This window comes from Pseudomonas sp. LBUM1646, assembly GCF_059716165.1.
This window is the reverse complement of record NZ_CP166810.1, coordinates 4,242,401-4,254,891: the sequence shown is the minus strand read 5'-3', so window position 1 is coordinate 4,254,891 and position 12,491 is coordinate 4,242,401. Positions and strand designations below refer to the sequence as shown.

The window sequence follows — 12,491 nt, the reverse complement described above, 5'->3', positions numbered from 1 at the left end:
GCGATTCGGATCCCTTCACGCATGACGATCAACGATCCGAACCGAGTCATCCTGATCCTTACACAACCAGAATCAGGACTTCGTTGTCTGGGGGCTTGCCACTTATCTCAGTGACTTAAATCCGGCCCGCACTTCCTGTGAGAAAAGCGCCGGCTGCTCCCACGCAGCAAAGTGCCTCCCTTTGGGCAGCTTGTTGTAATGCGCGAGTTTGGGATAGGCCTTCTGCGACCAGCTTTTCGGAGCTGCGTACAACTCATCAGGAAAGGTTTTCCTGACTCCGGCACGGTCGATCATCCTGGATTGCGATTGTGCGGTACAAGACGTCCGCCAATGGAATGGTATGCCTTCTAGGGGACTGTAAAACTCACTGTCGTACTGGTGAGGATCTTGTGAGTGGGGTCGGCCACTTCCAGAAGAACCTTGTGAGTACCGGGCGTCAGCCCAACCAGGATAATCGGGTCTTCACTGGTATGCGCCCACGTACCTTTCCAGTCATCAACGGTCACGTGGAGGTGGCCGAGACGTGGCGAAACGTCACTCGCGGCTTTGCCAAATACCGGCATGATCCTGGCGTGCTCAGTTCGATACTGAATGATCACTACACCGCGGGCGAGTGGCTCGGCAAGCGGCGGATAGGCAATGAGTTTTGGCTGCGTCTCAGATTCCAACGGGAGTATTGCCGGAGGATGATTGGAATCTGCTTCCTCTTGAGCGAATGCAGCGAAGTAAAAAAAGCCTCCCAAGGCCAAGACAAACAGATTTCTGAGAACGAGGGACATGGAGTTTTCTCCCGCGTGATTTTATTCAAGGCTAGATCAACCCGACCGGTTTTGCCCTCCTGGAAATAGATCAGAAGGTCTAAACCTTATTCAGGACGGGACATTCCTCACCGGCCTCCTCATTGCTGTCCGTCAATCAGGATCCTTACCCGTTTTAGCGCTCAAATTGGAAGCTCCCAGGAAGTAAAACAGTCCACCTGCAACGATGAATAGCGCGAGCATGTAGAAGATGTAGTGAGGACGCTGGGTCGCCAATACGGCTCCGCAAAGAACCGGGCCCAGTGCGGCGCCGAGGTTGGGCAGGTTTTGCGCTCCGTAATACATACCGCGCAGGTTGTCCGGAGCGATTTTGTCGATAAACATGTACTCGGCGGGGAAAACGATGATCTCGCCGACCGTGAAGATGGCCATGGAAATGACCCAGAGCAGAATAGAGGTCGACAGGGCAAAACCCGCCAACCCCAACATGAACATGCTCAGTCCCGCGGCCAGCCACAAATTCAAGTGTCTGTGGGAGATCTTTCTGCCTATGGAATATTGCAACCCGATCACCATCAGCGCGTTGGTCGCCACAACGGTACTGATGATCTGGTAGGTGGATTCTGGCGTAGTAGTGACCACCAGATACTGCGAGAGGTAAGCGGTGAATTGGCCAAAGACCACCGCGCTGAACAGCCCGCCAAGGGTGAAGCACACCAACCGATAATCCCGGAGCAGTAGTTTTCCCACGGCCAGAAACGGTGCGGGTTTCTGAGCTTCATCGGTAGCATTCAGGTCTCTATCGCCCCAAACGAAATAGATGAAGAAGAATCCTGCCCCAAGCCCGGTAGATAACAGGAATGGCAGGCTGATATCCAGCTTGGCCATCCCGGCGCCAAGAAACGGGCCGACGGCATACCCGATATTGGTCAGCGTATATTTGATCGAGAAAACTTCGCTGCGATCAGTGACGGGAAGCAGGCTGCCAAATCCTGATTTGACCGCGATATCAATGACCGCATAAGCCAGGTTGATCAGTACCAGGCAGCTGTAGAACAGCCAAAGATCGCGAGCAAGAAACGTCCCGAAAAAACCCAGCGTGAACACACCGCTGAAGCCCAGGATCAGCCGGTAACCGGACATCTTGTCGACCAGAAAGCCACCGTAAAGACTCAATAACGACCCGATGATCAGTGTGCTGCCAATGACCAGGCCGATATCGGCGACGCTCAAGCTGAAACTTCCGGAAAGGTAAATGACCAGATAGGGCAGGGTGATCGCTCGCGCCAGGGTCAATATCAGGGACGCCGATAGCAGCAAATTTATTGTCGTCGGATAGTTTTTTAGCGTGGTCAGCATCCTTGCCTCATCGTTCAGCAGGTTGTTTTAGGGTATTCGCCAGTCGCACAGCGTTGATTGATGCACGATCAAGCTTACTGCGGAATTGTGTTCTGATTTATGATGTTTTTTATCTGCTAGACAGAACTCAATTCATGAATGCGGGGCGCCCATGTTTTCCTCCGAACGATTAAAGGGCATTGATGTATTTGTCTGCGTCGCCGACTCCGGCAGCTTCAAAGCCGCTGCTGAGCGGATGAGTCTGACGGCTTCGGCAATCAGCAAAGGGATAGCTAGATTGGAGGGCAGGCTTGGGACTCGGTTGTTCCACCGAACAACTCGAAGCTTGTCACTGACGGATGCGGGGATTGCGTTCTATCGCACATGCACAGGCGTGCTGGCTGACCTCGAAGAGGCTGAGCTGTCCCTACTTGCCGAAAACACTGAACCTCGTGGCAGGATTCGCATTGACCTTCCAGGTGCATTCGGCCGTCTGCAGGCACTTCCGATTATTTTGCGATTTGCCCAGGAACATGCGCTGCTGCTCCCGCACATTTCATTTTCCGACCGTTTCATCGACCCTATCGAGGAAGGTGTCGATATCGTCGTACGCATCGGTGGTTCGGACGTTTGGCCCGCCGCATTGGAACACCGCTACCTGGGCAGTGAGTGGCATATCTTCTGTGCGTCTCCCGCCTATTTGAGTAAGCACGGCACGCCCGTGACCGATCGCGATCTGGAACATCATCAGTGCATCGCTTACGGCTGGGTGGATGGAACGGTTAGCCCTTGGAGTTTTTCAGGAAAGCATCCGGGCGAAATTGAACGCAGGGCTATAGGCGCAAAGTTCGTTGTGGGAGATGGCGAAGGTCTGGTGATCGCGGTATCGGCAGGATGCGGGATCGCGCAGTTACCCTCATGGTTGATCAAACGTCAGCTTGAAGAGGGGACATTGGTTGAAGTGCTTCCTCACTTGGCAACCGATGGCCTGGCGATCAATCTGGTTTGGATCAAAAGTCGACAGGCGCTTCCCAAGGTCAGTGCGTTACTGGAGGAACTTGCCGCTAATTTGGTGCCGTCTGCTAGCAAAATCCAATGACCGCTTTTGGCTGTGGATTCAACCGGTCGACGTGGCCGTTGCAGCGTCAGGGACTCGCGGGTCAACCGATGCTGAACAACTGGCGGATCAGGTTCGGTGTGCTGCCCGTCCAGCGTTTGAATGAGCGACGAAAGTTGGCTGCATCGCTGAAGCTCAGGTAGTCGGCCACTTCCTCGTTGCTGAGTCCTTTGACTTGATACAGATAGAGCGCCACCTGTTTGCGCACCCGATCCACTTGCTGCTGAAAACCGGTGTCGTGTTTTTGCAGCTTGCGCTTGAGGGTGGCGGGGCTCATGGCGAAGGCCTGGGCGGCTTGTTCCAGGCTCGGCGGTTGGCGCACCTGATCCAGCAAGTAGTTGTAGAGGCAGTCGGTGAAGCTTGCAGCAAAGCCCAGTTGCTCGATTTGCCCCACGGCTTCCAGGCGGGCGACCTGGCCGGCGGTGGCGGAGGCGTTGGGCCAGGGTTGGGCGAGGTATTCCCGGGGGATGCGCATCAGGTCCAGCGGACGTTTAAACTGGGTGTCTTCGCCCAGGTGCACCCAATACTGTTCGACGTACCGCGGCTCGGCATGGCTGAGGCTGCACACCCACGGCAGGCGCCGGCCGCTGAGCCACTGACTCATGGCCACCAGCGAGGTCATGCTCGCTTCCAGCAGGAATCGCCATTGCTCGCCAGCGCTGCAACTGTCCAGCCAATAGACGTAGGCGAACTGTTCATCGAGCAACAGGCGGGGCGTGGCCAACGGACTGAGCAACGCCTGTTGCTGCACCAGCGAGTCGAGGGCCTGGTGCAGGTTTTGCGCGTGGCGCAAGGCGTGGCTGACGGCTCCGTAGTGCCCGGGCAATAACCGTTGGCCGAACAGGAAACTGCTGTCGTCGGCATCCAGCAGGCGCCGGCTATTGCCGATCAGTTGCAGAAACTGCTGCGGGCTCAGGCGAGTCTGGCCCGCCAGAATGTCTTCATGGAACAACCCTGTGCCGCGTAGCAGGCGATGGCTGTCTATGTCCCGGGACAACGCCAGATCGATCAACGTGGCGGGTTGGTAATGCCCGGGGATGAAACGGCTGTCGGTTTCGTACCAAGTGGTTTTGACGGTCATCGCCGGGCCTCAGGCGCTTTTGGCCAGTGGTTGCTTGGCCCGTGCCAGCGCCAGGTTCAGGCGTTTAAGCAGGGTTTCGGGCGTCTCGTCGAGGGCCATTACCACCGCCGTACTGGCCGCCAGTTGCAGGCGTTCGCCATGTTGGCGGGTCTTGTGCGCCAGGCTGTGCACGGCGTGTTGCAGCTCTTGCGCCAGGAGCTGCGCCTGACGCTCGCCAGTGTTGGGCAGCAGCACCACGAAACGGTCGCCGGCCAGACGGCAAAGCAGGTCCTGCCGGCGCAAGTTGAGCAGCAGCAAATGACTCAGGGCTTGCAACACGGCATCGCCCTCGGCATGTCCGAAGTTCTGGTTGATTGAGGCGAAGTTGTCCAGATCCAGTACCAGCAGCGACAGCGGTTGTTGTTGCCTGATGCTGTCGGCAAGGCTGTCGGCCAGTTGCCGTTTGAGGTAGTCGGCACTGCCCAGCGGTGTGAGTTTGTCGAACAGTCGATGTTCGCGAAACAGCCGCTCGCGTTTCTCCATCTGCGCGCTGATCGCCAGTTGCTCGCGATGCCAGTGATAGATGCCGATGGTCAGTAGAATCATGCCCACCGGCATCGGCCCGGACTCCAGCCAGTGGTCCCAGGTGATGCTGTCAGGCAGGCGGATGAACTCGTCGAGGCTGTCGATCCACCAGGAGAAAAAGATGCAACTGAGCCCGAGCGCCAGGTAGTTGGTGACCCGTCCGGCGGGGCGGCTTTTGAGCACCAGCCCCAGCCAGACCAATGCCAGCAGCGCCGAACCGCCTTCGCCGATGATGTCCAGCCAGACCCACTCACTGACGGCTTTCAGGTCGCCGAAAGCCAAATGCAGCAACAACCCGAGGTTGGCCGCCAGCAGCAGGGCGGTGAGTTTCCAACGGTGGGGCTTGAGCACTGAGAACATGACAGTGGTCCTTGGATGAGGAAGCGATGCGCGCCAGCACAGCAGATGTTTGTGACAGTCGGGTGACGAGGCGCGAAGGGAAGGGGGAGGTCGAATCAGCTCACCGCGAATTGTTTTTTTCAGCGCCGCGCAGCGCTTTCCTATCAGCGCTCGCGTTCTCCGAACGGCGTTCCGACGAGGGTGTCAGCACATCCAACAGCGAGCCGGCTAACTCACCGTTATTGTCAGCAGGTCATTTCAGCTCATTCCCACCCCCAATGCCCTGAAAACGGGCAGTTTCAGGGGCTTGCTGCCCAGTGCTGTCACAGAACCGTCACGCCCCGTGCCTAGCTTGCCCTCCCAGTTGCCGGGCCACTTGCCTGGCGTTAACGGACTCTTTGGGGGAGGACATTCATGTACCAGCGCAGCAGTCATCCGCGCCGCGGCACCGCCGGGATCTTCAGTTTCACGCTCACGGCGTTGACCATGGCGTTGGCCAGTGAACGGTTGAGCGCCGCTGACGCCACGGCCAATGTCGAGCATGTCGAAGTGGTCGGTCAGGCGGCGAGCATCGACTCGGCGCTCAAGGAGCAGCGCCGCTCCGACACTATCGAAAGCGTGGTGCATGCCGATGGCATGGCGCAGTTGCCGGACGAGAACGTCGCCGAAGCGGTGCAGCGCCTGCCGGGTGTCAGTGTCGAGCGTGATCAGGGCGAGGGGCGGTTTGTCAGCGTGCGGGGCTTGGGCCCGGACCTGAACAGCGTCACCATCAACGGCACGCTGGTGCCTTCCCCGGAAAGCGAACGCCGCGCCGTGGCCCTCGATGTGTTGCCTTCGGAGCTGGTGCAATCGCTGTCGGTGATCAAGACCCTGACGCCGGACATGGACGCCAACTCCCTGGGAGGCACGGTCGATGTCCGCAGCCTGTCGGCCTTCGATCACCCGGGATTGTTCTACACCGGCAGTAGCGAGGCCAGTTACGACAAGAACACCCACCAGACCAGCCCGAAATTTTCCGGCGCGGTCAGCGACCGTTTCAGCCTTGGCGACGGCATCGATAACTTTGGCGTGGCGGCGGCCCTGAGTTGGCAGAAGCGTGACTTTGGTTCGGACAACGTCGAAACCGGCGGCGCCTGGGATTTTCAGCGCGGTGCTCGCCTGGAAGAATTCGAGCAACGCGACTACGACATCAGCCGGGAACGCACCGGCGGCGGCCTGAACTTCGACTACAAACCCGATGACCTGAGCAGCTATTACCTGCGCACCCTGTACAGCCGTTACAAGGACAGCGAAACCCGCAACTCCACCAGCTTCGAGTTCGCCGACCCGCAGGCGGCCGGTGAATTGGGCGATGCCGAAGGCACGCGCAAGCTCAAGCAGCGCGAAGAGACCCAGGAAATTCAGTCGTACGTGTTGGGCGGTGAACGCCTGTTCGGTCTGTGGACCCTCAGCGGTCAGGCCGGTTACAGCCGCTCCAGTGAAGACAGCCCCGGCCACATCGCCAACGCCGTGTTCGAGGGCAATGACGATTTCACTGACAGCGGCTTTTATAGCAACGACAAGCCACGGCCGATCATTGGACAGGGGTTCTACGACCCGAACAATTTCACCCTCGATAAAGTCGATTGGGAAAAACAGAACACCACCGACACCGAGAAAAACCTGCGCCTGGACCTGGCCCGTGATTACGACCTCAACGGATACGCCTCACAGGTCAAGTTCGGCGGCAAGGTCAGCCGGCGCAACAAGGACAACAACCTCGACGCCTGGGTGTACGAAGACTTCGACGACCTGGGGTTCAACGATGAACAGCTCAACCTCAACCAGTTCCGCAAAGGCTCGGTGGACTACCGTCTCGGCCAGTTCGGGCCGGGCATCAGTGGCCGTGCGATCAAGCAGTTGATCGGCGGGCTGAACCGGGACGACTTCTACGATCCAGTGGAATCGGCGGTCAATGACTTCAAGATGAGCGAGGACATCAACGCCGGTTACCTGATGAACACCTTCGACATCGACGACTGGCGGTTCATTGCCGGCTTGCGCTACGAGGGCACCGAGTTCGATGCCAAAGGCACTGGCGTCAACGATGGCGAGTTCGAGGCCACCGACACCAAACGTAAATATCACCACTGGTTGCCGGGCTTGCATGCGCGTTACCAACTGGACAAGAACACCCAGGTGCGTGCGGCCTGGACCAAGACCGTGGTGCGCCCGACTTTTGGCCAATTGGCGCCGGGCTTTGTCATCGACGGCGACGAGGCCACGTTTGGCAATCCTGATCTCAATCCGCTGGAGTCGAGCAACCTCGACCTCGGTATCGAGCACTTCATGGGACGTGCCGGCACGGTCTCGGCTTTTGTGTTCTACAAGGACATCAAGAACTTCGTCTACAACACCGATGTGGCAGGCACCGGCGCCTGGGTGGACTTCGCCGAAGCCCACACCTTTGCCAACGGTGACAGCGCCAAACTGTACGGGCTGGAACTGGCCTATTCGCAGCAGTTTGACTGGCTACCGGCACCCTGGAACGGCTTGCTGGTCGGGGCTAACGCCACCTTCAGTCGTTCCGACGCCGAGATCAAAGGCTTCGACGCCGCCAGCGGGACGAATCTCAAACGCAGCATCGATTTGCCGAACCAGTCGGACACCGTCGGCAACCTGATGCTCGGTTGGGAAGACGACAAACTCAGCCTGCGCCTGTCGGCCAACTACAAGTCGGACTACCTCTATGAGCTGGCTCCGATCAACGACAAGGCCCACGACCTGCACGTCGATTCCCAGACCTTCGTCGATTTCAGTGCGCGCTACTCGCTGACGAAAAACCTGCAAGTGAGCTTCGAGGCGCAAAACCTCACCGACGAGTCCTACTTCGTCTACACCGGCCAACGCTCCTACAACGGCCAATACGAAGAGTACGGCCCGACCTACAAGCTCGGCCTGACTTTCACCCATTTCTAAGTGCCGGGACGGCAGCCCGGTGCTGCCGTCGCGATGGATGCACGACAAGGACTCTGCCTGTTAATGACTATTTCTTTGCGACACATACACTGCCTGCTGGCGGCGATGATAAGCCTGGCCGCTGGCCAGACCCTGGCGGCGACGCCTGGCCTGACGCTCACGCCATGGGCGCCGAACCTCAAGGTCGAGGAACTGGTATTCCTGTCTGCCGATCAACGCCTGGCGGTCAGCCCTCGTGATGGCTTGCTTTTGCTGGATGCCAACGGTGCCGAACTGGCTCGAATGAACGGTTCATTCAGCAGCCTCGACAGCCGCGCCACCGCACAGCAGGTGTTTGTCGCCAGCCTCGACAACAGCCGCCAGCAAGCGATGGTGGTCGGCCTGGATTCGGCCAAGCGCACGTGGGGTACGCCGCTGTATGTGCCGACGCGGGACTTCGGGATGAACGGCCTGTGCCTGTACCGAGACGACGCCAGCAATCTGTTTGTATTTCTGGTGGGCGAGGAGGGCAAGGGCGAGCAATGGCTGCTGGGCAACGGCAACGTCCTGAACGCCCAGGCACAAAAGGTACGCAGTGTGCCGTTGCCACCGTCGGCGCAGTTTTGTCAGGTCGATGACGCTGCGCACCAACTGGTGGTCAACGAAGAAAACGTCGGTTGGTGGGCGTACCCGGCTCACGCGGAAGCCGATGTGACCCGCACACCCGTGGCGATGCGTGAACCCTTCGGCGACATCAAGCGCGCTGCCGGTGCGCTGGCGTTGGTCCCCGGTGGCGTCGTCGGACTCGACCCGAAAGCGGCGCAACTGCACTTGTATCAGCAGCAGGGCGAGCGCTGGACGTCCCAGGCAACCTTGCCGTTGGCCGGTCTCAAAGAACCGGAAAGCCTCGCCCTGCGTAACACCGGCAACGGTCTGCAAGTGTTGATCCGAGACGATGCCGACGGGCGTGTGTATCAGGGCCAGATCGATTGGCAAGCTAAACCGGTACCCCTGGCGCCGGTGTTGCCGAGCGTGCTGGCGAGTGTTCAGACTGATCCGATGGCCCGTCAGGGCGATGCCGCGGACGATCCGGCGATCTGGATTCACCCGCAACAACCGGCCCTCAGTCGGGTGTTGGGCACCAATAAAAAACAGGGTCTGTTGGCGTATGACCTGCAAGGAAAATTGCTCCAGGAGTTGCCGGTCGGGCGCTTGAACAACGTCGATGTTCGACCCAACTTCAAGCTCGGCGAGCAAACAGTGGACGTCGCGGTGGCCAGCCATCGCGATCACAACAGCCTCAGCCTGTTCGCCATCGACCGCAGCAGTGGCGAGCTTCGCGACATCGGCGAAGTGGCCACGCCGCTCAAAGACATCTACGGCATCTGCCTGTTTCAGCCGGCCAGCGGCGAGCTCTACGCGATTGCCAACGACAAGGACGGCACCTTCTTGCAATACCGCCTCAGTGCGGCGAATGGCCGGGCCCAGGGTGAGTTGGTGCGCCAGTTCAAGGTTGATAGCCAGCCGGAAGGCTGTGTCGCCGACGACCAGCGCCAACGGCTGTTTCTCGGAGAAGAGGATGTCGGGGTCTGGGCCGTAGACGCGCGCGCCGATCAACCGGCGACGCTGACCAGCGTGATCAAGGTCGGCGCGCAGTTGCAGGCGGATGTCGAAGGCCTGGCGCTGTATCAAAGTGCGGGGCGGGACTATCTGGTGGTGTCCAGCCAGGGCAACGATAGCTACCTGGTGCTCGACGCCGAGCCGCCGTTCGCCAGTCATGGCGCGTTCCGGGTTGGTTTGAACGCGGAGGCGGGCATCGACGGCGCGTCGGAAACCGATGGTCTGGAGGTGACCTCGGTCAACCTCAGTGGCCCCTGGAGTCACGGCATGCTGGTGGTGCAGGACGGCCGCAAGCGCATGCCCGAACAAGCCCAGAACTTTAAATTCGTGCCCTGGGCCGAGGTCGCCCAAGCGCTGAAGCTGCCCTGATCCGGACCGTCATCATTCGGTCATCAATTTTCCATCGAATAGCCTCGCGGCCGTTGCGCATCAACGGTCGCGACGCACCACACAAGGAGTTTCACCATGCAGGCCACGCTCGAACACATGACGATCTGGGGGCTGATCAGCGACGCCAGCCTATTGGTCAAAGCCGTGATGCTCACGCTGTTGCTGGCCTCGTTGCTCAGTTGGTACCTGATCATCCAGCGCAGCCGTGTGCTGCACCGCCGCGAGCGCGGGTTGAACAGCTTCATGCAGCGCTTTCGCAGTGCACCGGAGTTGCTGTCGTTGCTGCGCGAAACCGCACAGGTCAAGGACGTGGAGGCCGGGATCGAACCGATTTTTCGCGCAGGTTTTCAAGAGTTTTGCCATTTGAACCAGCAAGCCGGTCACCACGCCGACGTGGTGCAGGAGGGCGTCGAGCGGGCGCTGTACGTCGCTATCAGCGAGGAGGAAGTGCGCCTGGAAAAGGGGTTGCAGTTTCTCGCCACGGTCGGCTCGGTGAGTCCTTACATCGGTCTGTTCGGCACGGTGTGGGGGATCATGAATTCGTTCATCGGACTGTCGCAAGTGCAGCAGGCGACGCTCTCGACTGTCGCGCCCGGCATCGCCGAGGCGTTGATCGCCACGGCTATCGGCCTGTTCGCGGCGATCCCGGCAGTGATCGCCTACAACCGCTTCGCGGCGCGCAGCCAAACACTGCTCACGCGTTACTACGCCTTCGGCAACGAGCTGCAAGTGCGCCTGCACCGCACGTTGCACGGCGCGCCGTTGAACCTGGCCGCTGCGGCTTGAACGGACTTTAAGGAGAGGCAAGATGCTAGTCAGGCCGCAACGCAAGCATGGGCCGAAGGCCGAGATGAACGTAGTGCCTTACATCGACGTGATGCTGGTGCTGTTGGTGATCTTCATGGTGACTGCACCGATGCTGACCCAAGGGGTGAAAATCGAGCTGCCCAAGGTCGCCAGTGAGGCGTTGGTCAACGACACGCGCCAGCAGATTCTCACTCTGTCGGTGAAAGCCGAGGGCGGCTATTACTGGAACCTGGGCGGTGAACTCGACACCCAGCACCAGACCGACAGCGCTGTGGGCCTCGATGAACTGCGCGCCAAGGTCGAGCAGATCATCGCCCAGCGACAAGACACGCAAGTGTATATCCGGGCGGACCAGAACGCCGGTTACGGCAGTGTCGTGGCGGCCATGGCGGCGTTGCAACAGGGCGGCGTGAGCAACCTCGGGCTGGTGACCGAGGCCCCGCAATGACAACGATGATCCTGCACGACACGGCACCGCTGGCGACCGGGAAATGGACCTCGATGCGGCGCAGCGACCTATGGCAACACAGCTTCGCGGCGGGTCTGGCGGTGGCGCTGCATGGCGTCGTGGTGATGGTGTTGATCCACAACTGGTCCCCCGACGTGCCAGCGGTGAAACCACCGAAGGTCATGACCACGCAACTGGTGATGGTGGCGCCGACAGTCCAGCCGCCTGCGCCAGTGGCCGAGCCTGTGGTTGCTGCCGCGGCAGTGACGCCGAAAGTGCCGGTCGAACCGGCCAAGCCGCTGATCGACCCGCAGATCCAGGCGCGCAAGATCGAGCAAGCGGCCCTGGCGCGCAAACGGGTCGAAGAGCGCCAGCGCGAACAACAGGCCGAGCAGCAACGTCAGCAACAGGCTTCTCGGGAGCGCGAGCAGGCCGCCGAACAACAGCGCCAGGCCCAACAACAAGCCCAGCAAGCGGAGCAGTCCCGACAGAGCGCCGAGCGCGCCCGCCAGCAAGCCGCAGCTGACAGCCGTCAGTACCTGCCACTGAGCAAGGAAGCGCCGGAGTATCCGGCACGGGCGCTGGACAAAAATATCGAGGGCGACTGTTCCGTGGAATACACCGTCAACCCGAAGGGCCAGATCGAGAACCCCAAAGTGCTGGACGGCTGCCACCCCTTATTCATTCGTCCGTCGTTGGCGGCCGCCCAAACCTTCCGTTATCAGCCGCGCATCGTCGAGGGTGTGGCCGTCGCAGTGCCGTCGGTGCGCAACACCTTTCACTTCAGGATCAAGTGAGAGATTTCGAGCGCGGCGGGGATGGGATCACTAGACCTGGCCTGTTCGCCGCACTCCATGGAAGGGGATAGGTTGTCATCGCCTTTGGCTGAAAAGTAGTCGGCCGTGTTCCTTCATATTGGCAATCGTTAGGGGTATCTGGCGTAACCGTGAACTGGAGCAGTGTCGCTCCGCTGTTTGCACATTAATCACTGACTTTGCCCCCTCGCGCGCTCTTGGTTTTTCAAACGCCAACTGGTAGCGTGCCGCACCTCGCTGTATTGCCCGATCCCTTTCGTCATTCGTGGCCTGTCCA

Annotated in this window: 10 protein-coding genes; 6 read left to right on the top strand and 4 right to left on the bottom strand. The window is 59.7% G+C overall.

The genetic code is table 11. The features are described from left to right. Window positions 1–347: 347 nt before the first annotated feature. Both ACA071_RS19435 and ACA071_RS19430 read right to left on the bottom strand, forming a co-directional pair. Window positions 348–779 (bottom strand): DUF6130 family protein, encoded by a 432-nt coding sequence (locus ACA071_RS19435; protein ID WP_497640658.1) that lies wholly within the window; start codon window positions 777–779, stop codon window positions 348–350. 132 nt (window positions 780–911) lie between these two features. After that, the gene (locus ACA071_RS19430; protein WP_497640657.1) at window positions 912–2,117 is read right to left on the bottom strand and encodes an MFS transporter; all 1,206 of its coding nucleotides are present in this window, start codon (window positions 2,115–2,117) and stop codon (window positions 912–914) included. Between the two features lie 151 nt (window positions 2,118–2,268). On the opposite strand from ACA071_RS19430, the gene ACA071_RS19425 reads away from it, so the two are divergent. Next, the gene (locus ACA071_RS19425) at window positions 2,269–3,195 is read left to right on the top strand and encodes a LysR family transcriptional regulator (RefSeq protein WP_497640656.1); all 927 of its coding nucleotides are present in this window, start codon (window positions 2,269–2,271) and stop codon (window positions 3,193–3,195) included. A 61-nt stretch (window positions 3,196–3,256) separates the two neighbouring features. Here the strand turns inward: ACA071_RS19425 and ACA071_RS19420 are convergent, their stop codons facing one another. Both ACA071_RS19420 and ACA071_RS19415 read right to left on the bottom strand, forming a co-directional pair. Further along, complete coding sequence (locus tag ACA071_RS19420) at window positions 3,257–4,294, bottom strand: AraC family transcriptional regulator ligand-binding domain-containing protein (RefSeq protein ID WP_497640655.1); 1,038 nt, start codon at window positions 4,292–4,294, stop codon at window positions 3,257–3,259. Window positions 4,295–4,303: 9 nt separating this feature from the next. Further along, window positions 4,304–5,218: a GGDEF domain-containing protein gene (locus ACA071_RS19415; RefSeq protein ID WP_497640654.1), complete on the bottom strand. Its 915-nt coding sequence runs from the start codon at window positions 5,216–5,218 to the stop codon at window positions 4,304–4,306. A gap of 393 nt (window positions 5,219–5,611) precedes the next feature. On the opposite strand from ACA071_RS19415, the gene ACA071_RS19410 reads away from it, so the two are divergent. The 5 genes from ACA071_RS19410 (at window position 5,612) to ACA071_RS19390 (ending at window position 12,196) form a co-directional block, all read left to right on the top strand. Further along, on the top strand, window positions 5,612–8,155 hold the full coding sequence (locus ACA071_RS19410) for a TonB-dependent receptor (RefSeq protein WP_497640653.1): 2,544 nt from the start codon (window positions 5,612–5,614) through the stop codon (window positions 8,153–8,155). 105 nt (window positions 8,156–8,260) lie between these two features. Further along, window positions 8,261–10,123 carry a phytase gene (locus ACA071_RS19405; RefSeq protein WP_497645349.1) on the top strand — a complete coding sequence of 621 codons (1,863 nt, stop codon included), beginning with the start codon at window positions 8,261–8,263 and terminating at the stop codon, window positions 10,121–10,123. A gap of 96 nt (window positions 10,124–10,219) precedes the next feature. After that, complete coding sequence (gene tolQ / locus ACA071_RS19400) at window positions 10,220–10,930, top strand: protein TolQ (protein WP_497640652.1); 711 nt, start codon at window positions 10,220–10,222, stop codon at window positions 10,928–10,930. Window positions 10,931–10,952: 22 nt separating this feature from the next. Beyond that, window positions 10,953–11,399 (top strand): protein TolR, encoded by a 447-nt coding sequence (gene tolR / locus ACA071_RS19395; RefSeq protein WP_497640651.1) that lies wholly within the window; start codon window positions 10,953–10,955, stop codon window positions 11,397–11,399. After that, window positions 11,396–12,196 (top strand): energy transducer TonB, encoded by an 801-nt coding sequence (locus ACA071_RS19390; RefSeq protein WP_497640650.1) that lies wholly within the window; start codon window positions 11,396–11,398, stop codon window positions 12,194–12,196. The genes tolR and ACA071_RS19390 overlap by 4 nt, the downstream gene beginning before the upstream one ends. Window positions 12,197–12,491 lie beyond the last annotated feature (295 nt).

Coding starts and splice junctions, on each gene's coding strand:
- ACA071_RS19390 (WP_497640650.1), top strand. CDS start 11,396: ATGACAACGATGATCCTGCACGACACGGCACCGCTGGCGACCGGGAAA.
- ACA071_RS19420 (WP_497640655.1), bottom strand. CDS start 4,294: ATGACCGTCAAAACCACTTGGTACGAAACCGACAGCCGTTTCATCCCC.
- ACA071_RS19435 (WP_497640658.1), bottom strand. CDS start 779: ATGTCCCTCGTTCTCAGAAATCTGTTTGTCTTGGCCTTGGGAGGCTTT.
- ACA071_RS19415 (WP_497640654.1), bottom strand. CDS start 5,218: ATGTTCTCAGTGCTCAAGCCCCACCGTTGGAAACTCACCGCCCTGCTG.
- ACA071_RS19405 (WP_497645349.1), top strand. CDS start 8,261: ATGATAAGCCTGGCCGCTGGCCAGACCCTGGCGGCGACGCCTGGCCTG.
- ACA071_RS19410 (WP_497640653.1), top strand. CDS start 5,612: ATGTACCAGCGCAGCAGTCATCCGCGCCGCGGCACCGCCGGGATCTTC.
- ACA071_RS19425 (WP_497640656.1), top strand. CDS start 2,269: ATGTTTTCCTCCGAACGATTAAAGGGCATTGATGTATTTGTCTGCGTC.
- tolQ (WP_497640652.1), top strand. CDS start 10,220: ATGCAGGCCACGCTCGAACACATGACGATCTGGGGGCTGATCAGCGAC.
- tolR (WP_497640651.1), top strand. CDS start 10,953: ATGCTAGTCAGGCCGCAACGCAAGCATGGGCCGAAGGCCGAGATGAAC.
- ACA071_RS19430 (WP_497640657.1), bottom strand. CDS start 2,117: ATGCTGACCACGCTAAAAAACTATCCGACGACAATAAATTTGCTGCTA.